The organism is Mesorhizobium sp. WSM4840, assembly GCF_055811755.1.
Map to the genome: position 1 here is coordinate 13,128 of NZ_JBVVQD010000006.1, position 24,536 is coordinate 37,663.

The 24,536-nt window shown below is 62.8% G+C and carries 24 protein-coding genes; 10 read left to right on the forward strand and 14 right to left on the reverse strand.

The features are described from left to right. Positions 1-6: 6 nt before the first annotated feature. Both AC0L3I_RS10485 and AC0L3I_RS10490 read right to left on the reverse strand, forming a co-directional pair. Complete coding sequence (locus AC0L3I_RS10485; RefSeq protein WP_473526823.1) at positions 7-879, reverse strand: phosphoribulokinase; 873 nt, start codon at positions 877-879, stop codon at positions 7-9. A gap of 5 nt (positions 880-884) precedes the next feature. Further along, on the reverse strand, positions 885-1,931 hold the full coding sequence (locus AC0L3I_RS10490) for a class 1 fructose-bisphosphatase (protein WP_473526824.1): 1,047 nt from the start codon (positions 1,929-1,931) through the stop codon (positions 885-887). A gap of 123 nt (positions 1,932-2,054) precedes the next feature. Between AC0L3I_RS10490 and AC0L3I_RS10495 the strand changes: the two genes are divergently transcribed. Next, positions 2,055-3,011: a LysR family transcriptional regulator gene (locus AC0L3I_RS10495; RefSeq protein WP_473526825.1), complete on the forward strand. Its 957-nt coding sequence runs from the start codon at positions 2,055-2,057 to the stop codon at positions 3,009-3,011. A gap of 41 nt (positions 3,012-3,052) precedes the next feature. Here the strand turns inward: AC0L3I_RS10495 and AC0L3I_RS10500 are convergent, their stop codons facing one another. The 5 genes from AC0L3I_RS10500 to AC0L3I_RS10520 form a co-directional block, all read right to left on the reverse strand. Further along, positions 3,053-3,667 (reverse strand): TetR/AcrR family transcriptional regulator, encoded by a 615-nt coding sequence (locus tag AC0L3I_RS10500; protein ID WP_473526826.1) that lies wholly within the window; start codon positions 3,665-3,667, stop codon positions 3,053-3,055. Positions 3,668-3,809: 142 nt separating this feature from the next. Beyond that, complete coding sequence (locus tag AC0L3I_RS10505; protein WP_473485615.1) at positions 3,810-6,920, reverse strand: efflux RND transporter permease subunit; 3,111 nt, start codon at positions 6,918-6,920, stop codon at positions 3,810-3,812. A 2-nt stretch (positions 6,921-6,922) separates the two neighbouring features. Continuing rightward, positions 6,923-7,987: an efflux RND transporter periplasmic adaptor subunit gene (locus tag AC0L3I_RS10510; RefSeq protein ID WP_473526997.1), complete on the reverse strand. Its 1,065-nt coding sequence runs from the start codon at positions 7,985-7,987 to the stop codon at positions 6,923-6,925. A gap of 79 nt (positions 7,988-8,066) precedes the next feature. After that, a complete protein-coding gene (locus tag AC0L3I_RS10515; protein ID WP_473485489.1) occupies positions 8,067-8,486 on the reverse strand; it encodes a hypothetical protein in 420 nt (139 codons plus the stop codon). Between the two features lie 445 nt (positions 8,487-8,931). After that, positions 8,932-9,390 carry a nuclear transport factor 2 family protein gene (locus AC0L3I_RS10520; RefSeq protein WP_473485490.1) on the reverse strand — a complete coding sequence of 153 codons (459 nt, stop codon included), beginning with the start codon at positions 9,388-9,390 and terminating at the stop codon, positions 8,932-8,934. A gap of 124 nt (positions 9,391-9,514) precedes the next feature. Between AC0L3I_RS10520 and AC0L3I_RS10525 the strand changes: the two genes are divergently transcribed. The 4 genes from AC0L3I_RS10525 (at position 9,515) to AC0L3I_RS10540 (ending at position 12,797) form a co-directional block, all read left to right on the forward strand. After that, on the forward strand, positions 9,515-10,093 hold the full coding sequence (locus tag AC0L3I_RS10525) for a TetR/AcrR family transcriptional regulator (protein ID WP_473526827.1): 579 nt from the start codon (positions 9,515-9,517) through the stop codon (positions 10,091-10,093). Between the two features lie 47 nt (positions 10,094-10,140). Continuing rightward, positions 10,141-11,445 (forward strand): beta-ketoacyl-ACP synthase II, encoded by a 1,305-nt coding sequence (fabF, locus tag AC0L3I_RS10530; RefSeq protein ID WP_473526828.1) that lies wholly within the window; start codon positions 10,141-10,143, stop codon positions 11,443-11,445. Between the two features lie 69 nt (positions 11,446-11,514). Further along, the gene (locus tag AC0L3I_RS10535; protein WP_473485493.1) at positions 11,515-12,327 is read left to right on the forward strand and encodes an oxidoreductase; all 813 of its coding nucleotides are present in this window, start codon (positions 11,515-11,517) and stop codon (positions 12,325-12,327) included. Positions 12,328-12,596: 269 nt separating this feature from the next. Beyond that, entirely contained in the window at positions 12,597-12,797 is a 201-nt protein-coding gene (locus AC0L3I_RS10540; RefSeq protein ID WP_095518885.1) for a hypothetical protein, read from the forward strand. Between the two features lie 27 nt (positions 12,798-12,824). On the opposite strand, the gene AC0L3I_RS10545 is transcribed toward AC0L3I_RS10540, so the two are convergent. The 6 genes from AC0L3I_RS10545 to AC0L3I_RS10570 form a co-directional block, all read right to left on the reverse strand. Further along, positions 12,825-13,454, reverse strand: a complete 630-nt coding sequence (locus AC0L3I_RS10545; protein WP_473485494.1) for a hypothetical protein — start codon at positions 13,452-13,454, stop codon at positions 12,825-12,827. Next, positions 13,454-14,284, reverse strand: a complete 831-nt coding sequence (locus AC0L3I_RS10550) for an ABC transporter permease (RefSeq protein ID WP_473526998.1) — start codon at positions 14,282-14,284, stop codon at positions 13,454-13,456. The genes AC0L3I_RS10545 and AC0L3I_RS10550 overlap by 1 nt, the downstream gene beginning before the upstream one ends. Positions 14,285-14,325: 41 nt before the next feature. Next, entirely contained in the window at positions 14,326-15,114 is a 789-nt protein-coding gene (locus tag AC0L3I_RS10555) for an ATP-binding cassette domain-containing protein (protein ID WP_473485495.1), read from the reverse strand. 100 nt (positions 15,115-15,214) lie between these two features. After that, the gene (locus AC0L3I_RS10560) at positions 15,215-15,670 is read right to left on the reverse strand and encodes a cupredoxin domain-containing protein (RefSeq protein WP_473526829.1); all 456 of its coding nucleotides are present in this window, start codon (positions 15,668-15,670) and stop codon (positions 15,215-15,217) included. Between the two features lie 95 nt (positions 15,671-15,765). Beyond that, entirely contained in the window at positions 15,766-16,692 is a 927-nt protein-coding gene (locus AC0L3I_RS10565) for a YVTN family beta-propeller repeat protein (protein ID WP_473526999.1), read from the reverse strand. A 66-nt stretch (positions 16,693-16,758) separates the two neighbouring features. Beyond that, positions 16,759-18,009: an ABC transporter substrate-binding protein gene (locus AC0L3I_RS10570; RefSeq protein WP_473526830.1), complete on the reverse strand. Its 1,251-nt coding sequence runs from the start codon at positions 18,007-18,009 to the stop codon at positions 16,759-16,761. A 222-nt stretch (positions 18,010-18,231) separates the two neighbouring features. Here AC0L3I_RS10570 and AC0L3I_RS10575 point away from each other — a divergent pair, with 222 nt between their 5' ends. The 4 genes from AC0L3I_RS10575 to AC0L3I_RS10590 are packed head-to-tail and all read left to right on the forward strand — an operon-like array spanning position 18,232 to position 22,609. Beyond that, entirely contained in the window at positions 18,232-20,073 is a 1,842-nt protein-coding gene (locus AC0L3I_RS10575) for a (5-formylfuran-3-yl)methyl phosphate synthase (RefSeq protein ID WP_473526831.1), read from the forward strand. 3 nt (positions 20,074-20,076) lie between these two features. Next, a complete protein-coding gene (locus AC0L3I_RS10580) occupies positions 20,077-20,628 on the forward strand; it encodes a flavoprotein (protein ID WP_473485499.1) in 552 nt (183 codons plus the stop codon). Then, a complete protein-coding gene (locus AC0L3I_RS10585) occupies positions 20,621-22,015 on the forward strand; it encodes a DUF6513 domain-containing protein (protein ID WP_473526832.1) in 1,395 nt (464 codons plus the stop codon). The genes AC0L3I_RS10580 and AC0L3I_RS10585 overlap by 8 nt, the downstream gene beginning before the upstream one ends. A 3-nt stretch (positions 22,016-22,018) precedes the next feature. Further along, positions 22,019-22,609: a DUF447 domain-containing protein gene (locus AC0L3I_RS10590; RefSeq protein ID WP_473485501.1), complete on the forward strand. Its 591-nt coding sequence runs from the start codon at positions 22,019-22,021 to the stop codon at positions 22,607-22,609. Between the two features lie 14 nt (positions 22,610-22,623). Here the strand turns inward: AC0L3I_RS10590 and AC0L3I_RS10595 are convergent, their stop codons facing one another. Beyond that, positions 22,624-23,673, reverse strand: coding sequence for a hydantoinase/oxoprolinase family protein (locus AC0L3I_RS10595; protein WP_473526833.1), 1,050 nt, complete (start codon positions 23,671-23,673; stop codon positions 22,624-22,626). Positions 23,674-23,729: 56 nt separating this feature from the next. Here AC0L3I_RS10595 and AC0L3I_RS10600 point away from each other — a divergent pair, with 56 nt between their 5' ends. Further along, the gene (locus AC0L3I_RS10600) at positions 23,730-24,428 is read left to right on the forward strand and encodes a HisA/HisF-related TIM barrel protein (protein ID WP_473526834.1); all 699 of its coding nucleotides are present in this window, start codon (positions 23,730-23,732) and stop codon (positions 24,426-24,428) included. Positions 24,429-24,536: the final 108 nt, after the last annotated feature.

Below are 24,536 nucleotides of genomic sequence, written 5' to 3' on the forward strand. Positions count from 1 at the left end.
TCCTCCTCACGACACACGGTTCTTGCGTTCGATCAATTGCAGGATGAGCGGCGTCAGGATCAGCTGCATGGCAAGATCGAGCTTGTTGCCTGGCACCACTATGGAATTCGGCCGCGACATGAAGGAGTCGTGGATCATCGAAAGCAGGTAGGGGAAATCGATGCCGCGGGGATTGGCGAAGCGGATGACCAGCATCGATTCGTCGGGCGTCGGAATCCAGCGCGCGATGAACGGGTTGGACGTGTCGACGATCGGCACGCGCTGGAAGTTGATGGCGGTCTGCGAGAACTGCGGGACGATGTAGCGGACATAGTCCGGCATACGGCGCAGGATCACGTCCATCACCGCCTCGGTGGAATAGCCGCGGGTTGCGCGGTCGCGATGGATCTTCTGGATCCATTCGAGATTGATGACCGGCACCACGCCGATCCTGAGGTCAGCGTGCCGGGCCAGGTCTATCTTGTCGGTGACGACGCAGCCATGCAGGCCCTCGTAGAAGAGCAGGTCGCTCGGCGGGAATTCGCGCCATTCGGTAAATTGTCCCGGCGGCGTGCCGTACTGCTTCTCCTCGTCCTCGTCATGGATGTAGGTGCGGGTCTTCCCGGTTCCGCGGCGGCCATATTCCTCAAAAACCTCTTCGAGGATTGCGAGTTCGTTGGCCTCGGCATGGAAGTGGGTGAAGTTCGGATTGCCCGCCTTCTCCTCCTCGGCCACCTTTGTCTTCATCGTGGCGCGGTCGTAGCGGTGAAAGGCATCGCCCTCGATGAAGGCGGCGTCGATGTTCTCGCGCCGGAAGATCAGCTCGAAGATGCGCTTGACCGAGGTGGTGCCTGCGCCCGACGACCCGGTGATGGTGATGATGGGGTGCTTCGCCGACATGGTGCTCAGGCCCTGAACAGGCCGCGGCGGCTGAACAGCGGCGCACGCTCGCCGATCGCGCTGGGCTCGATGTGGTAGCGGGTGATGCGCGCGACTTCCCGCGCCGATCCGAACACCATGGGCACGCGCTGGTGCAGGCTCTCGGGTTCGATTTCGAGGATGCGGGTGATCGTGTCGGTAGCGGCGCCGGCGGCCTGTTCGATGAGAAAGGCGATCGGGTTGGCCTCGTAGACGAGGCGCAGCCGACCCTGGCGGTAACCCTTGCGCTTGTCGCCTGGATACAGGAATACACCGCCGCGCATCAGTATACGATAGCAGTCGGCGACCAGAGAGGCGATCCAGCGCATGTTGAAGTCCTTTCCGCGTGGGCCTTCGGTGCCTTCGAGGCAGTCGTCGATGTAGAGCCGCACCGCCTCGTCCCAATGCCGGTAGTTGGCGGCGTTGATGGCGAACTCCTGGGTACGCTGCGGGATGATCCGGCTTTCATAGGCCTGGACGAAGGTGCCGAGCCTGGTCGAGAGAACGAAGACATGCGTGCCGCTGCCGAGCGACAGAACCAGCGCCAGCTGCGGCCCATAAATGAAGAAACCGGCGCCCAACTGGTTCACCCCTGGCTGCAAAAAAGAGGCGGCCGGATTTTCGTCCGGCGCGCCAGTTGCAGGGAGGAGCGAGAAAATCGTTCCGATCGACACGTTGGTGTCGATGTTGGAAGAGCCGTCGAGCGGGTCGATGGCGATGGCGAGAGGCGCCTGCCTGTCGAGCAGGACCGGCTGCTCCAGTTCCTCGGAGGCGTAGAGCGCGACCGGAGCGTGGCGCATGGCGTCGAGGAAGATGTCGTCGGCGAAGATGTCGAGATCCTTCTGGATGTCGCCGTCGGCATTGGCGCCGCGGGATCCGGCAAAGGCGGTGCCGAGCACCCCTTGATTGATGGTGTTGCGGATCTTGGTGGCGGCCTGCGTCAGCTGACGGACAGTCGCTACGACCGCAGAGCGCAGTTCGTCCGGCGGGCCGAGATAGGAATTCAGAAAAGCGTCGAGCGTTGCCGCTGGCATCGTAACCTCCCGATCCAGCCGCCTCTCCTCGGATCGGCCGGATAGGGGAATGAGAACAAACGAAGCGGGATAAGTAAAATTCAATAACTTTACTTTCGCACTAAAAAAAATTTAATATGACGCATGAGGAATCTCACGCTCAGGCAATTCAAGACCGTTCAGGCAATCGTCAGCCACGGAAAAATCGTCAGCGCGGCCAAAGTGTTGGGCCTGTCTCCTCCAGCGGTGACGATCCAGTTGCGGCAGGTCGAGGAGGAGTTTCAACTGGCCTTGTTCGACCGGACGTCGGACGGCATGCGTCCGACTGCCGCAGGGTTGGCCTTCGTCGAGACGGCGCAAGCCATCGAGGAGCGGCTTCGCCTGCTCGAAGACAAGATGGATGCGATCAAGGGCGTGCGTATCGGCAGCTTGCGGCTCGGCGTCGTTTCCACCGCCAAATATTTCGCGCCGCGGCTCATGGCCGGCTTCATGAAAGAACATCCCGACATCGACATGCGGCTCGCCATCGGCAACCGCGCCGAAACGATCGACAGTCTGAAGAACCACGACATCGACATCGCGCTGATGGGGCGCCCGGCGAAGGAAGTCCCGGTGCGTGCCTCGGTGTTCGGCGATCACCCGCTGGTCATCATCGCGCCGCCCGACCACCCGCTGGCGTCAGCGCGCGAGATATCCAAGGAGCGGATCGCCGAAGAGCATTTCCTCATCCGCGAGCCCGGCTCCGGTACACGCATCTCGCTGGAGATATTCCTGAGCGACGTGCCCGGGCGCATCGACGACCTCGGCGTCGAGATGGGCTCGAACGAGACGATCAAGCAGGCGGTGATGGCCGGGCTCGGCATCGCCTTCATCTCTGCCCACACCATCGCTGCAGAAACCGAAGCCGGCCGGCTGGTCATCCTCGACGTCGTCGGCATGCCGATCCGCCGGCAATGGTTTTCGGTGATGCGCAGCGATCACGCGATCTCGCCGGCGATGGCGACGTTCCACGATTTCCTGATGCGCAAGGGCGCGATGTATCTGCCGCTGTTCGGCAAGCTCTATCCGCACGAAGGACCGGACACTAGAGGTCGCGCCTGAATTGAGGGCGGAATGCCGCTGGCAGCCACCTACCAGGACGCCTAGTCCGATTTGCCGAGAGCTTTCAGGATAAAGCGAATCTGCGCGCGCAGGCCCTCTTCGGTGTCTTCGCCGTGTTGAACGCAGTGCTCGATCAGAATCGGGTGGAAGAACGGCGTGAACGCGGTGTTGACCGCACGCGCCGCTTCTGCCGGGTCCTCGACCTTGAGTTCGCCCGCCTCGGTCCCCTCGCGAATGATCGCCTCAAGGATTTTCAGCATTTGCTCGACATGCGCCTTAATGACCGCCCGATTCTCGTGCATGGCGGCGACGATCAAGTCGTGCATGCTTCTTTCCTTGATCAATTTCGTCTTGTTGTGCTGGTGAACGGCGGTCAGGAGCCGGTCGAGTTTCTCCAAGGCCGGCGCGTTGGTGCGTGCGATCGCAACGGCGATGTCCGCGACCTCGTTCGCGACCAGCCTGCAGATGGACTCGTTGATTGCATCCCTGGAGGAAAAGAAACGGTAGACGTTCGCCCGGCTCATGCCGAGTTCGGAGGCGATGTCGGCTATCGACGTCTTATGGTAGCCGATGCGGCGAAAATGCTCCTCCGCCACCTCCAGGATGCGAGCGCGCACCTCGTCGGGATCCGTTTGCGTTCCGACCGGATGATTCATGGGTGTCTCCAGAACTGATGATGGATCTGCTGGGCTCGCCCTGAACGATCATTTGCAAGCGGTAAGGTCGTGCGACTGGCCCTGCGTATGTTCAGGCAAAGCCAGCGGCGAAATCTTGATCCGCCTGCTCGACAACAGGGCCCTATTCAGCAGCAATTGCCGTGTGCATTTCCAGTTCCTCCGCCGCGCCCTCACGGACCTCGTCAGCAGTCGGCCTGATGCCGAACCACGCGGCATAGAGCGCGGGAAGGAAGAGCAGGATCAGCACCGTGCCGACCGCCGTGCCGCCGATCAGCGTATAGGCCATCGATCCCCAGAAGACGGAGTGCGTGAGCGGGATGAAGGCCAGCACGGCGGCGAGTGCCGTCAGGATCACGGGCCTCGTGCGTTGCACCGTGGCCTCGATCACGGCGTGATAGTCGTCAAGGCCGGCAGCACGGTTCTCCTTGATCTGTTCGGTCAGGATCAGCGTGTTGCGCATCAGGATGCCGGCCAGTCCTATCATGCCCAGAATGGCATTGAATCCGAAGGGCTGGTTGAAGGTGAGCAGCATCGGCACGACGCCGACGAGGCCAAGTGGCGCCGTCAGCATCACCATGGCCATCGTCGAGAAGGATCGCACCTGCAGCATGATAACAATCAGCATGGCGGCTATCATTGCCGGAAAGACTTTAGCCAGCGCGGTGTTGGCCTTTTCGGCCTCCTCGATCGATCCGCCCAATTCGATGCGATAGCTGGCCGGAAGGGATGCAATCAGCGGCTGAAGGGCCTTCACGATCTCCTTGGAAACCTCTGGAGGCTGAGTCGCTTCGTTGACATCCGAGCGGATCGTGATGACAGGCGTGCGATCGCGGCGCTTCAGGATCGGCTCTTCCAGACGGATTTCCGAATGGCCGATCTGGTCGAGCGGAATCGGGCGACCGTCCCGGCTCATCAGTGAGAAATCCGCCAAACGTGTCGGATCCAGCCGCTCGCCGCCGGCGCTGCGTGCGACGATGGGGACGTTGCGGATGTCCTCGCGAACCTGCGTAACGGGGATGCCGGTGAGCAAGAACTGGAGTTGCTGGCCCACCTCCGCCGGCGACAGGCCGATCAGGTTCAGTCGATCCTGATCCGGGACGAAGCGGAGCACGGGTGTGCGATTGCCCCAATCGCGGTTGGCCTGACGCACGTCCGGGACGCCCCGCATGATGTCGAGCGCCTTCTCGGATATGCTGTAGAGTTGCACGGGATCGGGTCCGATAATCCGGAACTCGACCGGGAATGGCGTGTAGGGGCCGAACACGAGTTGCGTGACGCGGACATTGGCCTCGGGTGCAAGCCCCTCTGCCACCGCCTCGCGGAGGCGGTGCTTCAACACCTCACGCGCCTCGGCGTCCTGGGTCAGCACGACGATCTTGGCGAAGGCAGGATCAGGCAGTTCCGGCGCCATTGCGAAAAAGAAGCGGGGTGCGCCCTGACCGACATAGCTCGTGACGATCTTAGCCTCGGCTTGGTCGTCCAGCCAGCCTTCGAGCTTCTCGACCGTAGCGGTCGTCGTCTCGATGCTGGTGCCTTCAGGCAGGCGAACCTCCACCAGCACTTCGGGGCGGTCGGATGTCGGGAAGAACTGCTGTTTGAGAGAGCCCATGCCGACAACGGAAAGCACAAAGGCGATGCCCACGACACCGCTGATTATGAACTTGTGGCGCACGGCGAAGGTGATGAGCCGCCGCAAGCGCCGATAATTGGGTGTGTCGTAGATCGCGTGGTGACCGCCTTCGACCGGTTTGATCGCGGGCAGCATCTTGACGCCGAGGTAAGGTGTGAAGACCACCGCTACGATCCAGGAGACGATGAGGGCGAACCCTACGACCCAAAAGATGTTGCCGGCGTATTCGCCGGCCGTCGAGCGCGCGAAGCCCACCGGCAGGAAGCCGGCGATCGTCACCAGCGTTCCGGACAGCATCGGCGCCGCAGTGTGGCTCCACGCATAGGCCGCCGCCTTGGTGCGGTCCATGCCTTCTTCCATCTTCACCACCATCACCTCGATGGCAATGATGGCGTCGTCCACGAGAAGACCGAGCGCCAGGATGAGGGCGCCGAGCGTGATGCGGTCGAAGAACCGGCCGGTCTCCAGCATGATGAGGAACACGACGGCAAGCGTCAGAGGGACGGCAGCCGCCACGACGATGCCGACGCGCCAGCCGAGGCTCAACAGGCTCACCAAGAGCACCACACCGAGCGCCATCGCAAACTTCATCATGAATTCGTCGACCGCAGAGGTGATGTTGACGGCCTGGTCAGTGACCTTGTCGAGCGTCATCCCAAGTGGCAGTGTCTGTGCGATAGCTGCTGTCCTGTCCTCCAGCGCCTTGCCGAGCGCGAGACCATCCCAGCCCTCCTGCATGACAGCCGCGAGCATGATGGTGGGCTCACCCTGACGTCGGATGAGGTAGGTAGGAGGATCTTCATAGCCGCGCCGGACTTCGGCGATATCGGAGAGCTTTAGCGTCCGCCCCGCAGCGGCAATCGGCGTGTCGGCGATCGCCTGAACGCTGTCATAAGCGCCGTCGACCCGGATGAAGACCCGCGGCCCCTGGGTGTCGATCGAGCCTGCCGGCGTGAGGGTGTTCTGCCGCTGCAAGGCGGCGACGATGTCCTGTGCCGACACGCCGAGGGTAGCCAGCTTGGCGTAGGAAAATTCGACGAATATCTGTTCGGGACGTTCACCAAGGATGTTGATCTTCTTGACGCCGGGCACGTGCAGGAGGTCCTGGCGGATCGCCTCGGCCTGTCTCGCCAACTCACGCATCGGCATGCCCTTCGCCTTCAGCGCGTAAAGGGCGAAGCTTACATCCGAATATTCGTCGTTGACGAAGGGGCCGAAGACGCCGGACGGCAGGTTGCGGGCTTCATCCCAGAGCTTCTTACGAGCCTGGTAGAACTCCTCCTGCACGACAGATGGCGGTGTGCTGTCCTTCAGCGTGACCGTCATATACGCGTAACCCGGCCGTGTGGTCGTTTCGACCCGGTCGTACCAGGTCATCTCCTGAAGCCGCTTCTCCAACGGTTCGGCGACGAGGTCCTGCATCTCGCGCGCCGTTGCGCCCGGCCATGCCGTCGTGACCGTCAGGGTCTTGATGGTGAAGTTGGGGTCTTCCGCCCGCCCGAGCATGACGAAAGCGTAGGCGCCGGCGGCCACCAGCAGGAGGATGAAGAACAGGGTAACGGCGCGTTCGCGAACGGCGATCGCGGAGAGATTTAGGTTCATCATCAGTTGCCCCCGCTTTCGGACGCAGCCCTGACGCGAGCGCCCTCCTGCAGGAGATGAGCGCCGAGCGAAACAATCGGATCGCTGGAGTTCAGTCCGGAGACCACAGCGGTTTCGCTGGTCACACGAACAAGCTTGACGGGCTGAAACTGTACGGTTGAGGTGGCGTTGTCCAGGACCCAAACGCCAGTCTTCTCGCCGTCATCGAGCACGGCTCCCAGCGGCACCTGGACCTCCCGCTGGCGTGCCTGGCTTGCAAGCCGAATGGTTACCGTCGCGCCAAGCGGTGCTGCCGCGGCCTCACCGTCGAGCACATAACGGGCCTCATAGGTACGGGTCTGGGCATCGGCGGAGTTCGATAATTGCCGGAGATGTGCCGTATAACGACGCCCATCGCCGCCATACACGCTGGCCTCGGCCGCCGACCCAATCGCCGGCCGGATCGTTTCGGGAAGCGCGACCACTGCTTCGCGGGAGCCGGCCTTGGCGATCCGGACCACTTTCTGGCCGGCGGAGACGACCTGCCCCGGCTCGCCAAGCGTTTCGACTACCGTTCCATCCGCGTCCGCCAGCAGGACCGCGTAGATCGCTTCGTTCTCGGCGACCCGTGCATCGGCTTCGGCGGCGGCGAGTTGCGCCTCGGCCGTATCCACCGCGGCCTTCGCCTGCTCGTAGCGCTGTCGGGGGACCCATCCATCCTTGAGCAAACTGGCGTATCGCCGTTCATCCGGTTCCGTCTGAACGACTGTTGCGCGCGCTGCGGCAACGGCGTTGCGCTTCGCCGTGAGCGCGAGGCGAAGGTCGGTGTCGTCGATGCGCATCAGTGGCTGACCAGCATTGACCTCCTGACCCACATCCACGAGTCGCTCCACGATCTTGCCGGGGACCCGAAAGCCGAGATCGCTCTGCACCCTCGCGCCGATAATACCGGTGAACCCGCGTTCGGATCCTTTCACCGGCGCTGCCGTCACCAGTCTGACGATCGGCGGTTCCTGCCTCGGGTCGCCTACGGCGGAGGCTCCCTGCGTAGGAATGGCAAATGTGGCGAATGCCGCCGCTCCCGACATCGCGATCAGCACGCCCCCCAGCACAACAGCGGGTCTCTTTTTCACGTTCGTCGCCTCTCAAAAAGATTGCGTTTGACCTTTACATCGGCCCGACGGACGCGAGTTCTCGGCCAGCAGCACGCAGGCTGCCGTCTGCAAGGCGGGTCAGTGCATTGGCATCGGCGCGCATGTCGGTCTCGGACGACACCGTCACCTGCTCGCCGGACCGCGCGAACGCGTAGAGCGGGCCGCGGTAGCCCGGCATCGAAAAGGCGACGGTGTCGCCGTCGGCGAGGCCCATGACGACGCGCTGCGGATCGCCGCCGATCTTCGGCGCGAAGGTGGCGGTGACCTCCAGGAGGTCGCCGTCGACCGGGACGTAATAGACGACCAGGTCGAGGTGTCCCTCATGCAGGCTGCCGGATTCGATCGGGCGTCCTATGGTGGCTTCCTCGGCAAATGCCGGGGCGGCAAGAAACAGCGCGGCCAAAACCGAGGCGCTCAGGGCTTTGCGGATCATCTCGTATCTCCTTCTTTTTAGATTGCGTTCGAACTCTATATCGAAGATAGATTACGAATGCAATCTAAAAAAAGAGAAAAAGTGATGATGCGTGTGAGTCGCTTGCAGAAAACCGCGAAACGGCGATCAATGCGGCAGGCCGGCTTTTTTGGTAGCGCGGCTTGGACGGCATCGGCCTTAAAGGACTTTGATGGCGGCTGCCCGAACTCACCCAGGGCGCGTTTTCAACCAGTTCGCATCCGATCTGGCGGCGCAGGCGTCCAGGCGGGCGATGGAGAACGCCACCCGCCGGCGGTCTCGCGGGCCGTCAACGACGAGCGGCTGTCGAACGGTTCCTGCAAGCGGCGGCCGGGAGCGCGCTGATGGGGTCGTCTGCGGGCGATGCCCGGCATGGCCACGGGTAGCGTACCCGCGGTTACGCTGCGGGCCGCTGACTGCGCTTCTGCTAGCCTACAATTGGTTCGGCGGCAGCTTCTTCGAGGCCAGTTGCGGCCTGGGCGGCAAGACCGCGGGCCGCAGCTTGTGAATCGTAGAATTCCTCAAGGGCATAGACCTTGCCCCACCGCAGGGTGAACACGTGGAGACCACTGTTGACGTAGGAGGCGTCGCCGTTGAGCAGCGTTGCGGTGCCGTCCCACTGGGCAAACACGGTGGTATGCCACGGCCAGCCCTTCACCCAGACGTGATTGACCGTGAGATGGAGATTGGGCAGGACGCGGCCGAGGCGCTCAAACCAGCGGCGCACGGCTTGCTTGTCGTGGCGCTCACCACCAAGCGCGTGGGAGCCGGAAACGCGGTGATGGACATGCGGCACGAGTGCTTTCACCGCCTCATCCCAGCGATGGTTGTTGACGTGGTCGAAGCTCTGCCGGATCGATTTCTCGACAACATAACTGTATAGCATTTGACCTCTCCTCCAAATTTGTTCGATGGCTTGACCAAGGGACCGGCGCGTAGCCAAATTGGATTGCGTTCGAACTCTATACCTGCTATAGATGTCGAACGCAAGCTAATTCAAGGAGGTCGACATGCGTGTGAGTCGCATTCAGGCGGCGGAAAACCGCGAAACAGTGATCAATGTGGCAAGCCGGCTTTTTCGGGAGCGCGGCTTTGACGGCATCGGCCTAAAGGACCTGATGCAGGCTGCCGGGCTGACCCAAGGCGCGTTTTACAAGCAGTTCGCATCCAAAGACGATCTGGCGGCGCAGGCATCCAGGCGGGCGATGGAGAGCGCCACGCTGCGGTGGTCGGCCGCGACTGCGGCAAAATCCGAGGATCCGCTTGGCGCGGTGATCGCATTCTACCTCAGTATGGACCATCGCGGAGAAAAGATGGACGGCTGCCCGATTGTCGCGCTCGGTTCGGATGCCGCCAGACAGGGCAGCGACGTGAAAGCGTCGTTCGAAGCCGGGATCACGGAGCATCTCGAAATCCTCGGCCGTTTCATTGCCGAGGCCAATGGTGAGGAGCCCGATAGAAAGGCCATGGCCATTCTCTCGACGATGGTCGGTGCACTGACGCTATCGCGCGTCGTCAACGACCCGGACCTCGCCCAGGCCTTTCTGGACGCGGCGACCGAACAGGTCCGCGAAGCAGCCGCCGCTTGAACGGCGTGCGCAGCGCTGGCGGCGCACCCAAATTGATAGGAAAATAGGTGCGACGGATTGTTGTTACAGGCATGGGAGCAGTCACGCCCCTTGCAGCCGATGTCGACGCGTCGTGGTCGCGGCTCCTGGCCGGTCGCTCCGGCATCCGCAGGCTTCCGGACGATGTGGTGGGAGAGCTGCCGGCGAAGATCGGCGGGGTGGTTCCCTTGCTGGAAGACGATCCGGATGCTGGTTTCGATCCGGATGCCGTTCTGGCGCCAAAAGACCAGCGCAAGGTAGACCGGTTCATCCTCTTCGGGCTCGCCGCTGCACAAGAGGCCCTCGCGCAAGCAGGGTGGGCGCCCGTCTCTGAAGCGGATCGCCTGCGCACGGCCACGATCATCGCGTCCGGCATCGGCGGGTTCCCCGCCATAACCGAGGCGGTGCGCACGGTCGACCAGCGCGGCGTCCGCCGCCTGTCGCCGTTTACGGTGCCGTCCTTCCTGGTAAACCTCGCGGCGGGCCACATCTCGATCCGCCATGGCTTCAAGGGGCCACTCGGCGCGCCGGTGACGGCGTGCGCGGCCGGCATCCAGGCGATCGGCGATGCGGCCCGCCTCATCCGCGCCAACGAGGCCGATATCGCCGTGTGCGGCGGAACCGAAGCCTGCATGAACATCGTCAGTCTCGGTGGTTTTGCTGCCGCACGCTCTCTTTCAACCGGCTTCAATTGGGCGCCGGCTCAGGCGTCACGGCCTTTCGACGTGTCGCGGGACGGCTTCGTCATGGGCGAAGGAGCCGGCGTGCTGGTCATCGAGGCGTTGAGCCACGCGCTGGCGCGCGGCGCGAAACCGCTCGCCGAGCTCGTCGGCTACGGCACGACGGCAGATGCGCATCACGTCACCTCCGGTCCCGAGGATGGCGACGGGGCGCGCCGAGCCATGCAGATCGCAATTGCCCAAGCCGGTATTTCGCCGCGTGAGGTTGGCCACCTCAATGCGCACGCGACCTCCACGCCGGTCGGTGATCTCGGGGAAATCGCGGCGATCAAAACACTCTTCGGCGCAGATTCCACCATCGCCGTCAGCGCAACGAAATCGGCGACCGGACACCTGCTCGGAGCCGCCGGCGGGCTTGGAGCCATCTTCGCCATGCTGGCGCTCAGGGATCAGGTGGCGCCGCCAACTCTCAATCTGAGCGCGCCGGATCCGGCCGGTGACGGCATCGACTTCGTCGCAAACCAAGCCCGGCCGATGGCAATGGACTACGCGATCGCCAACGGCTTCGGCTTTGGCGGCGTCAACGCCAGCGCGCTGTTCAGGCGCTGGACGGACGAGTTGGCCGGTGCGAACGCCAGAGGCGCTCATAACTGACTCCGACCTTTTCGTGCTTCTTCCATGCCAATCCAAAATCAGTCCAACCCAAAGAAAGAAATGATTTCCATGAACAAGACCAATCCTGGCGTCGCCCTGGTGACGGGGGCGTCTTCCGGCATCGGACGCGCGACGGCCATAGCTTTGCAAAGCGCCGGTTTCCGCGTGTTCGGCACCAGCCGTCGCGCAGCCAAAAACTCCGACGGCCTAACCATGCTGGCCAGTGACGTGACCGATGACGCGTCCGTGGCGAAACTGGTCGATGACGTGCTGGCCGAGACCGGGCGCATCGACCTGCTCGTCAACAATGCCGGTATGGGTCTGTTTGGTGGCGCGGAAGAGTCCTCAATGGTCCAGGCTCAGGCACTGTTCGATGTGAACGTCTTCGGCGTGCTCCGCGTGACCAACGCGGTCCTGCCGATAATGCGCCGTCAAGGCAAGGGTAGAATTGTCAATTTGAGTTCGGTGCAGGGGTTCATTCCAGCTCCCTATTTCGCGCTTTATGCGTCGACCAAACATGCCATCGAAGGCTATTCCGAATCGCTCGACCATGAACTGCGCCCGTTCGGGATTCGCGTTGCCTTGGTCGAACCCGCCTATACCCGCACGTCCTTCGAGGATAATCTCGCCAAGCCGGACCAGTTGCTTGATATCTATGACGCTGCGCGCGCTGGCATGAACGCAGTCGTGCGGAAAGCAATGGAAAAAGGCGATTCGCCCGAAGTGGTAGCCAAGACGGTTTTGGCGGCTGCGACCGATCGCGCTCCGAAGAGGCGCTATGCGGCGGGAAAAATGGCGCGCCAGGTCAGTTTCCTGCGCCGTTTCGTCCCCGCATCGGCATTCGACAAAAGCCTGCGAAAGCAGAACGGGTTGCCGGTCTGACGACATCGACGACACCCCGTGATGATCGGAATGATCGGGGCTGGAAACATTGGCGCCACGTTGGCGCGGCGCAGCCTGACGCGATTGCTCTGGAAAACGCCCGGCGGTCGTTGGAGTTAGATAAGCGACATGTTATGTTGCAGTGCGAAAGAGCGGGGGCACGTGCTTTCACACCCGTAAGCGATCTGTATGTGCGACCCCTGCAGACTGGTCGGTATCACTGAAACCTCCCGGGCATGGGGTTCGGGATTCGATGGGGACAAGGGGTAATGCTTTACACGCTGGTTATGATGGTCTGCCTGACGGATGTGCCGCAGACCTGTGAACAACGCGAACAGATGGTGGACGGCCTGGCAATGAATCCCGGGACCGCCTTCATGCAGGCGCAGCCGCTGGTAGCCCAGTGGATCGAGACGCATCCCGGTTATTTCGTGCAGCGCTGGCGCGTGCTGCCCGGCCGGGGATCGTGAGATCCGCCGCGAAGAGCAAATGAGGTTTTACTTCTTCGCGGCGAGCGTTTCCGAGACGACTTTGGACAATTGATAAAGCCGCTGCTCGATGATCGTCGGCACGTCACAGACGTAAGTCAGTGATTGGACGCGTTCGTTGAAAATTCGCGTTGCGAATTTCAGCTGTTCGGTTCGCCGTTCGATCTCGTCTGGATCTGCATCGGGCTTTGCTCGCAACGCATCGACGTCGGACGCTTCCTTGCGCAACGCGGCGGCCATTTCGAGCTGCTTGTGAGCGTAACGGGAAATGCCTGAGATCACGTGAGAACGCTCGGCGTCCATGTGATCGAACATGCCCTGCACCAGCATCGCCATCTTCGGCGCAAGCTGCTCGGCCGGCAGCGAGGCGGCGAAATCCTTGATCTTCTTTTGGGCTTCGGCAATCGGTATCCGCCGGGCTGCCACCTCCTCGACCAGGGCGGAGATACCGGGGTCTTTCGACAAGTCCTTCGCCGCTGGCGGCAGCTCCGGCCCGTTCCAGATCTGGCCGAGCGAGAGTTGCGGCACCTTGCGCTGTATGCAAGGCCAGTCCGGATCGGTGTTCGCCGCCATGGCGTTCACGCCCGGCGCGAGCATGGCAACCACAGCCAGGCTGCGAACAAGGCTCATTCGTGCCATCAGGCATTTCCTCCCGTGTCCTGTTTGCGGGTCATCAGGCCGCGCGAAGGGTCATAGGCGATGATTGCGGCGGCAAGGAACAGCAGCGTGCAGCCGGCGACGACGCCCAGCGACATCCAGTTAATCTGGCCGTAGAAGGCGAAGCGGATCAGTTCGACGGCATAGGTGAACGGGTTGGCGAGGCAGATTTTGTAAAGCAGCGGGCTCGCCTCCTGGATGCGCCACAAAGGATAGAGCGCCGGCGAAGCGAAATAGCCGGGAAAGATGACGAAGTTCATGATGCCGGCGAAATTTTCGAGCTGCTTGATCATCGACGACAAAAGCATGCCGAGCGCGCAAAGCATCATGCCCGACAGGAACAGCGCCGGCAGAACCATGAGATAGCCGATCGGCGGCGCCTTGACGCCCCAGAACCAGGCAACGATCAGGAACGCGTAGACTTGCGCGATCGATACGGAGACGCCGGCGAGCATCTTCGACACCAGCAGGAACCAGCGCGGGAAGGGGCTGACCAAAAGGGTGCGCATGTTGCCCATCTCGCGGTCATAAACCATCGACAACGAAGACTGCATGCCCGAGAACAGCAGGATCATGCCGCACAAACCCGGCGTGATGTAGACCTCGTAGAGGACATAGGTCTTGTAGGGCGGGATGATCGACACGCCGAGCACCTGCCGGAATCCGGCGGCAAAAATGAACAGCCAGATGAGCGGCCGAACCAGCGAGGATATGAAGCGCTCGCGCTGGTGCAGGAAGCGCAGGCACTCCCGCAGGACGACGCCCTTGAGGCAAATGAGATAGTGGCGCAGGCCGAATTTTTCGAACTTCATCGGCACGATGCCGGCGACTTTTTCGGGGATTGCGGGAGCGCTCATGGCGATATCTCCGCGATGCCGGCGGCCTCGATGCGGCTGAGCCTCGAAAAGGCGTCGCGGATCGAACCGGCGCCGCTCGTCCTGACGACGTCGGCCACCTTGCCGTTGGCGACCAGTTCGCCCTGCCGCAGCACGACGACATGGTCGCCGTCTTCAACCTCATCGATCAGATGCGTCGCCCACAGCACGCCGATGCCCTCGGTTTCGACGAGCTTGCGGATGGTGGCGAGAATGCCGGCGCGCGACTGGATGTCGAGACCGACCGTCGCCTCGTCGAGCAGCAGCAGGGACGGGCGGTGGAGCAGCGCCCTGGCGATCTCGATGCGCCGCATCTGGCCGCCGGAAAGGCTGCGTGCCTTGTCATGCTGCCGGTCCTGCATGTCGACCATATCGAGCAGCGCGGCAATGCGCTGCCGGGCCTCACGTCCTCCGATGCCATGCAGCGCGGCGTGGTAGGAGAGGTTCTGGTGGACGCTGAGATCGAGGTCGAGTGTGCGTGCCTGGAACACGATACCGACACGCCTGAGCGCTTCGCCCGAAGCGCGGCTGACGTCATGGCCGAAGATGCGGATCGACCCGCGGCGCGTGTCGTAAAGATGGCTGATCAGCGAGAACAGGGTTGTCTTGCCAGCGCCGTTGAGGCCGAGAAGAACGGTGAAGGTCGCCGGCGCGATCGAGAATGAGACGTCGTTGAGCGCCCGCTTCGAACCATAGGAATGGCTGACGCCGGCGACATCGAGCGCCGCCACCTCATCTCCTGGTCCGCTTGTCCTCACATGCTGCACGCCGGCTGGCTCCTTGTCGTCGACGATAATCTAGCGCACCTGGCGCACCAGGAGTCTAGCGCACCGGGCCCGATCGCGAAGGTCTCGCTTTCCGGTGATCCTACTTGATCGTGATCGTGCCCTTCATGCCCCTGTCGGCGAGGTCGGGCACCGACCATGTGTAGATGCCGGGCCTCACGGTGGTGAACTGTACCTGGATGGTGCCGTCGGCGTCGAATTCGAGCCATGCAGGTGCGCCGTTCATGTGCACCTCGAGGTCGTTGACGACGATCTGGTTGTTCCACACATTGCGGAACAGGTCGGTATGGAATTTGTACTCCAGCCCGCCCGCCGCGGTGATCTTCCAGCGATAGCCCTGGCCGGCGATCAGCTGAAAATCCTTCTGGTTGGCGGTGAACTGGTCTTGCTTTGTGCCGAGGATAAGTTCCGGCACGTCCTTGCTGGCCCGGGTTGCCTTCTCGGCTTCGGGGCTGGCATCGTTTTTGGTGGCCGCACCGGCGGCTGCGTCATCGTCATCGCCGTCCTGCGCCCAGACCTGGCCCTGCGTGAGTGCCATACCCACTAATGCAGCGAATGCGACTACCCGAAATTTCCGCATGATTTCCTGCCCTTCTGCTGTTTTTCTGGCTGTGTTGATTCAATTGGGCTGGTTCAATTGGGCGAGACGACGACGCCCCACGGCAACGCGCCGACGGTCACCGACTGCACCGGCTCGTCGGTCTCCACGTCGATGAAGGTGATGTCGTTCGACACGCCGTTGGTCGAGATGATGGTTTTCTGGTCCGGGGTGAAGGCGAGCTGCCAGACGCGTTGGCCGACCAGCACGTATTTCTCGACCTCGTATGTCTGCGTGTTGATTACCGCGACGCGGTTGGCCGGTCCGAGCGCCACATAGGCTTTCTTGCCGTCGGCGGTGATGCGCACGCCGACCGGCTGGATGGATTCGGCCCTCAGGCCTGATATCTCGAAGGTGATCTTCTGGACAACTTCGCGCGTTTGATTGTCGATCACCGAAACAGTGCCGCCGATCTCGGCACTCACCCAGGCCTGCTTGCCGTCGGGGGTGAACTCGACGAAGCGCGGACGCGTATCCACCAGCACGTTGTCGGTGATCTCGTGGGTCGTCGTATCGATGAAATGCGCCATGTTTGTCGTTTCCGACGTATTGACCATGGTCTTTCCGTCCGGGCTGACGCCCATGCCTTCCGGTTCGACGCCGACCGGAATCTCAGACAGCACCTTCTTACTCTCTATGTCGATGACGGTGACTAGATTGTCGTCCTCATTGGCGACATAGAGTGTCTTGCCGTCAGGCGAGAGCACGAAGAGCTCCGGGTCAGGCCCGGAGGGCAAGGTATCGACGATCTCCAGGGTTGCCGTGTCGATCACCTCGATCGAATCGTCGTCGCTGGCGCAGAGATAAATGTGCTTGCCGTCATGCGAGATGGTGATGCCGCGCGGACGCTGCCCGACGTTGACGGTCTTCACCACCTGCATCGTCGCGGTGTCGACGACGCTCATCGTGTTGTCCTTTTCGTTGGAAACATAAGCCATGTAGGCCGACGCCGGGCCGGCCATGAAGCCGGTCGCGAGAATGGCGAGTGCGCAAGCTCGTCTCTGCACCGAAATTCCTCCCAATTGGTTCTACTCAAGCACGCATTTTGTTTCCGGCTCATCGACCCCGAGCGTATCGAGCTCCGACACCTGGTGCAAAAAACCTTCCTGCGGCGATGTCGAGACGACCGACCTGTTGTCGCCGATGAAGATCGGCTGCCGCAACTGCTGGTTCCACTTGCGGAAAGTCAGTTTCTGCCCCTTGAAGGCGGCGATCGAAAAATCGTCTGAGCGGATGAAGTCGGCCATCTTGCGCGGGTCGGCGCCCTGCGTGCGGGTCGCCGCCTCGCCGAGAATGCGCACCGCGGTCCACGCCGCCATGTCCTTCGACATCATGCGGCGGCCGTTTGCCTTGGCGAAGCGGTTCTGGATCTGGGTGCCGCCCCATTGCTCGCTGGCCGGATGCCAGGCCGACGGGGTGAGGCCGGCGGTGCCGGCGACCGGCCGCGGAGTCCAGGTGCGGAACGGAACATAGGTGCCGAACACCTCGCTTTCATCGGCGACCAGCAACACATCGTGCTCCGGCAGGTCCTGGGTGAAGACAGGCATCTGCCGCTGGATCTGGACGACGCCGGAATCGGTCCGCCGTGCCGTGCCGGTATCCTCGAACAGCTTTTCGCCGACGATCTCGCCGCCGAAGCGCGTCGCCGCCCGGCGCAGCGCCTCGGCAAAAAGCTGGTCGCGCTCGTGCGAGCCGTAGATCAGCACCCAGCGCCGCCATTGCTTCCAGATGAGATATTGCGCCAGCCCGTCGGCCAGCATGCTGCGCGTCGGGATGGTGTGGAAGATGTTGGCGCGGCATTCCTCTTCGCGGAGACTGTCGTCGGTGGCGCCGGCATTGAAGATCAAAACGCCGTTGTCGCGGGCAAGATCGGCGATCGACAGCAATTGCCTGGCCGAGACGTCTGCGACCACATAGCGGTCGCCTCTGGCGATCATTTCCTGGAAGGCCGCAACGACATCCGCGTCCGGCTTTACCTCGGTCACGTCGAGGCTGAATTTCTGGCCGAGGAAGCTGCCGGTCGTGTTGTTGTCGGCAATCGCCACATTGCCGCCGGCAACGCCTTCATCGCGCGGCGGGACGTCGAGCACCGACAAGGCCAGCTGCGGCGCATAAGCGCGCAAATAGCCTATCTTGATTTCGGTCAGCTTTTTTTCAAGCTTGGCCGTTGCAGCCGGTTGCCCGCCCGTCGCCTCCTGGGCTGGCGCGCGCGGAACGTTGACGGTCAGGGAAAAAAAGCACAAAAAGGCCGCGAGAGTGCCCGGCACCGCGCTTGTCATCGATAAAAATTACCCATCTTGCGCTAAAGTCCGATTGTTGTCGGAGCGGCGCGAAGTCAAGGTGCCCGTGATGAGCTTAGCTGACCCGCAAACTTTATCAAACCCTGAAAGTGGACGTCTCGCGTCTGCTTTAGTGCCATGCCTGCTCGCCGGAACGGCAACCGAGCGGATTTCGGTATTCGGGCCCGAGAGCGTCCTGTCCCTCATGCCGGAGAAAGTCCAATGACCAGAATGCTGGCCAGTGTCACCGGCGTCGACGAGGCGGAGATCGCGCTTTCGGGCGGCGTCGACATCGTCGACCTGAAGGAGCCGAAGGCGGGAGCGCTGGGCGCGGTATCCACGCAAACCATCCGCCGCACGATTTCATTCATCGCCGGCCGGGCGCCGGTCAGCGCGGTCTGCGGCGACCTGCCGATGGAACCGGAGACGATCCGCGCCAAGGCCGAAGAGATCGCTGCGACCGGTGTCGATTACGTCAAGATAGGCTTTTTTCCGTCGGCAAATGCCGCCGCCTGCGCGGCAGCGCTCGAACCGCTCGCCGCGCGAACGAAGCTGATCGCCGTGCTTTTCGCCGATCTGGCGCCGGATTTCGAGCTTCTGCCGAACTTTGCCAAACATCGCTTCTACGGCGCCATGGTCGACACTGCGAACAAGGCAAACGGGCGGCTGCTCGACCATCTGCCGCCCGAGCGTATCCCGGGATTCATCGATCGAACGAAATCGCTTGGTCTCATGGTTGGGCTGAGCGGATCGCTGGAAGCCCCAGACATTCCGCGCCTGCTGCCCTTCGCTCCCGATTTTCTCGGCTTTCGCGGGGCACTGTGCGGCAACTCCGGCCGCGTGGGTTCGATCAGAGCCGAGGCGGTTTCGCAGATCCGCGAGCTGGTCCCGGAAGCATCCCGGGCGGGCGGCGCGTCGAGCGTCGACTACCGCCTGCTGGCGGCGAGGGGCTATTCGCCGGGCACCGACCCGACACTGGGCACCGACAAGATCTTCGTGCGGGACTTTGTTCTGCCGGTTCAGATCGGCGCTTACAGTTTCGAGCACGGCCATACACAGAAGGTGCGCTTCGACGTGACCGCCGACGTGCTGCAAGTCACCGACCATCCCGAAGACATGCGCCATGTGTTCTCCTACGACATCATCATGGACGGCATTCGCACCATCGTCGCGCGGGGCCACATCCAGCTTAGCGAGGCCTTGGCCGAGCAGGTGGCGACGTACATTCTGGAGAACCCGCGTGTCGTGCGCGTCACGGTAAGGGTGGAAAAACTCGAACTCGGCCCAGGCGGCGTCGGCGTCGAGATCGAACGCAAGCGCCAAGCGGCGGGCCGCGGCGTCGCCTCCGGCCCTGCCGGCCGAAAAGAACAAAGCGCTGCTTCCCAGCCGCGACAGGAAAGGCCTGAGGTCGTGAGGCGAGCCGCCGTCAAGCTAGCCGTCGTCAAGCTTGGCGGCAGCACGGTCCATGCGGCGGAAATGGAAAGCTGGATCGCGGCGCTGGCGGGTTCCAAGCTGCCGATCGTCATCGTGCCCGGCGGCGGCCTCTTTGCCGACCAGGTGCGCGAGATGCAGTTCCGCATGGACTTTTCCGAGACCGCCGCCCACGCCATGGCGATCCTCGCCATGGAGCAGTTCGGCCAGGTCATCCTCGACCGCGACGAAAGGCTGGCGCCGGCACGGTCGCTGGAAGAAATGCTGCGAGCCCTGGACGCGGGGAAGGTGCCGGTGTGGCTGCCGTCGTCATTGGCGCTGGCGGCGCCGGACATTCCGGCGTCCTGGGATGTTACCTCCGATTCCCTTGCCGCCTGGCTTGCCGGCAAGCTCGGCGCGAATGCGCTGCTGCTGATCAAGCAGACCGGGGCCTTCCTCGGCAGCGACACGATCGACAGCCTGGCAGTCAGAGGAATCATCGACGCCGGCTTCGCCGCCATGCTGCCCGACGGTGTCGATTTCCATCTCGCCGGTCCGAAAGATGCAGCCGAAGCCGGGGCGCTACTCGCGTCGGGCAATCTGCCCGGCATCGCGATCGCGGCTCCGATCCGGCCGGCAAGAAAAGCAGGGTAGGCGATGGCGGAGCTGCATACGCCGCGCTGGGCATGGGTTTTGACCGGTTCCGGTCATTTTTTTACGGAGAGCTTCGCACTCATTCACCAGCTCGAGCATTGTGATGTCTTCGTGTCGAAAGCCGCCAACGAAGTGCTGCGCATGTACAAGCTGAAGCTTGATTTCCCGGAGACGACGCGCGTGCTGCACGACAAGACGGCGAGCGCGATCCCGGTCGGCGAATTCTATCACGGTGTCTATCACACGGTGGTGGTGGCGCCGGCCAGTTCCAACACGGTCGCCAAATGCGTGCACGGCATTTCCGACACGCTCGCCACCAATGTCTTTGCCCAGGCGGGAAAATGCCGGGTGCCGGCCATCGTCTTTGCTTGCGACACCGCGCCGGAACTCGAAACCATGGCGCCGCATGGGCTGGTCAAGGTCTATCCGCGCCGGATCGACCTGGAGAATACCAACCAGCTGAAGAGTTTCGAGCGGACCCAGGTGGTCGAGTCGCTTGCCGATCTCGAAGCCTCGGTCAGACGGCGCCACGCCGAACTTGCAAGCCATGGCTGAGCGGCTGGCCTTTCTTACCGGCCATCTGGCCAAGGTCCGGCTGGAAAGGCTGCTGGCCGGGCTGGGCGAAACTGAATTTGCGTGGGAGATCATCGACATCGGCGTCAAGGTCGCGGCGCTGATGAGCGAAGATATCATCAAGCGGCGGCTCAGCCTGACAGGCGGCGCCGACCGCGTCATCCTGCCCGGCCGCTATCGCGGCGACATCGAGCATCTGTCGAACCATTTCGGCGTGCCCTTCGTCCGCGGTCCCGACGAGATCGCCGATCTGCCGGCCTTTCTCGGCCGGGCGGGCGAGCCGCCTGATCTTTCGCGTCATGACATGCGCATCTTCGCCGAAATCGTCGATGCGCCGATGCTGTCGGTCGAGGCGCTCGTGGCGAGGGCGCAGACGCTGACCGCAGCCGGCGCCGACGTCATCGATCTCGGCTGCCTGCCGGAAACGCCGTTTCCATTGCTCGAACAGGCTGTGGTCGAGCTGAAGGCACAGGGATTTCTGGTCAGTGTCGATTCGGCCAGCACGGACGAACTGTCGATCGGCGCACGCGCCGGTGCGGACTATCTTCTCAGCCTCGATGAGAACACGCTGCCGTTGGCCTTCGATTGCAAGGCCGTACCAGTGCTGATCCCGTCCACCCCCGGCGACCTGGATTCGCTCGGCCGTGCCATCGAAGCGGCGCAAAGGGCCGGCGTCGCCTTCATCGCCGACCCCGTGCTCGACCCAATCCATTTCGGCTTTGCGACGTCACTTGGCCGCTTCATCGAGGCGCGCCGCCGCTGGCCCGAGGTCGAACTGCTGATGGGCACCGGCAATCTCACCGAGTTGACCGACGCCGACAGTTCCGGCGTTACCGCCGTTCTGGCCGGGCTCTGCTCGGAACTTCAGATCCGAAACGTGCTTGCCGTGCATGTCAGCCCGCACACGCTGCGAACGATCGAGGAGCACGATATTGCCCGTCGCATCCTGTTCGCGGCGAAGAACGACGGTGCGCTGCCGCGGAGTTACCATCCAGGGCTCCTGCAGGTTCACGACCGCAAGCCGTTTACGGCCTCGACCGAGGATATCGCAGCACTCGCGGCGGAGGTGCGCGACACCAACTTCCGCATCATGACCGCCGAGGACGGCATCCATGTTTTCAACGGCAAAGGGCATGCGGTTGCCACGGATGCATTCGAACTCTTTGCCGGGCTTGGCGTTGAGGCGGATGGCGCACACGCGTTCTATCTCGGCGCGGAACTGATGAAAGCCGAGATCGCGTGGCGCCTCGGCAAGCGCTATGTGCAGGACGAGCCGCTCGCATGGGGCGTTGCCGCGCCGGGTCCCGAAACCGACCGCACCCGCCTTGCGGAAGCAGGTCACACGCTCCGCGCGAAGAAAGAGCGCTAAACCATGCCCTACATTCGCGAATCGATCATCACCACCGTCAACAAGGCCGGCGATGTCCACATCGCCCCGATCGGCATCATCGCCGAGAAGGACGGCTGGGTCATCGCGCCGTTCCGGCCGTCGATCACGCTCGACAATCTCGCCGAAGTGCCGTTCGCCATCGCCAATTACACCGATGACGTGCGTATCTTTGCCGGCTGCCTGACCGGGCGCAAGCATTGGCCAACCGTTGCCGTCGATGGATCTCCGGTGCCGCGGCTCGAGGCGGCGCTCGCGCATTCGGTCCTCGAAGTCGAAAGTGTCGACGGCGATGCTATGCGACCTCGCCATTTCTGCCGCGTGGTGCAGGAGGAGACGCATGCGCCGTTCACCGGCTTCAACCGCGCCAAGGCGGCGGTGCTGGAATTGGCCATCCTGGTCAGCCGGCTCGGCATGCTGCCGCGCGACAAGATCGAGGCGGAAATCGCCTACCTTTCAATCGCCATCGAAAAGACCGCGGGCGAGGGCGAAAAGGAAGCCTGGGACTGGCTGATGCAGCGTGTCGGCGATCACCTGTCGGTCAAGGGGTCTCCCGGCGAGGAGGCGCGGGGCTGAACCAGGTAGAGCGCCTATGATGGAGATCCCGCCAACAGCGCCACCGCGGACGCAGGCGCCACGCTGCTCGCTTCGCCGCGAATGGCGTCATCTGCGGGGACGATCTCGGCGAAATCGACGAAGCGGCGTTCCATGCGTTCGGCCAGCCGCCTGATCTGCCAGCGGCCGGTTCCGGCGCCGACGATCGGCGCATCCCGGGCCAGGGACCCGGCGACCAGGGACCCGGCAACCAGGGACGCAGCGTCGTGGATCTTGCGCAATTGCCGTTCGCTGAACCAGCGTGCGACTTCATGCCATTCCGGCAGGGTCAGCTCGGCGGCGTCGCGCCCGATCATGCGCGCCAGCCGCGCTATCGAACCATCGACGGTCTTTTCCTTGCCGTCGGCGGACGCGTGCCTGTCGTCCTTCTCGTCGAGCACCCCCAGGATACGGTGCGCATCGGCGATCGAGGCGAAATACTCGTTCATCAGCGGTGTCAGCCTGCCGCGGACGGGGGCCGACGAGGCGACGCCGAACAGGAACGTCCTGGTGAAGCCGGTATAGACCAGTTCGCCGCTCAGAAGCCGTCCGGCATCGGTGTAGCCGTCATTGGCGACGGAGCCATTTTTGATGGCGATAATGTCGGTGGTGGTCGAGCCCATGTCGACGAACAGAGCATCGCCAGCGAGCTTCGCCACCAACGACGCTGTCGCGTGCCAGTTGGCGGAGGCGACATCGCTGCTCAGCCGCGCTGCCTGCTCGACCCCGACAAAGCCGGACGGCCCGGCATAGATCAAGTTTTCGCCTGCGACACGGGTTGAAATCTCATCCAGCAGAGCCGCGACGCCTGCATCGCGGGACGGAAAGACATCCACCAGTTCGCCGGTCATGGTGAATGCGTTGAGGTCGGCGCCGGCATAGATAGGAGCCGTTTCCTCGAATGCCGAGGTCAGGGAATGGAGCCCTTGCCAGAGCGGCGTGGCGATCGTTACTGCCTCGACGATGCGGCCGTCTTGCGCACGCGTCACCTTCAGATGGGCTCCGCCAATATCGAAGCCGGCAACGATGCTCTTTCTTTTTTCCACGGTTCAAGCTTTCATCACAGTTGGTCAGGGGCAGTTGGTCAGCGAGAAAAAGAGCGTTGCGTATCATTCCGGTTCTTGACCTGAAAGGCGGCGAGGTGGTCCGCGCCCAGCAAGGAAAACGCGATCGCTACAGGCCGATCGTCACGCCGCTCAGTCAAAGTTCCGATGCCGTCGCGGTCGCCGAAGGGCTGCGCCGGCTTTATCCTTTTCCGGCCTTCTATATCGCCGATCTCGATGCCATCGAAGGCGGAACGCCAAACAGCGGCGCGCTTGCCCGGCTGAAGGCGATGGCGGAGCCGCCGGAGCTTTGGGTCGATGCCGGCTTCGCCGACGAGAAAACCCTTTCGGCAGCACTTGCCCAGCCCTGGCTTTACCCGGTGCTGGGTTCCGAATCGCAGCAAGACGACGCGTTGTTGCGGCGTTTTTGCAATCATCCGGAGCTTATCCTGTCGCTGGATTTCTTCGACGACGGGTTTCGCGGTCCGGCATCATTTCTCGACGAGCCGGAGCTTTGGCCGCAAAAGGTGATCGTCATGACATTGGCCAAGGTCGGCTCCGCCTCCGGTCCCGATTTCACGCGGCTTGAGGCAATCAAGGCGAAGGCTGGAAGCCGCTCCGTCATCGCGGCCGGCGGGGTGCGCAACGAGGCTGACATTCGCGCCCTTTCGTCACTCGGTATCGCCGCGGCGCTGGTCGCGACCTCGCTGCATGACGGCACGCTCACCCCGGGGCACCTCGCAACGCTTGGCACCTGACATCGCGTGATCTCGAACTTCGGCCTCGGAAACTGCCTTGGATTAGAGCGGCGAACTCTCAAGTCGATCGTCTCGCCGCTCTATCTCTTTGCTGGAGCATCGGATTTC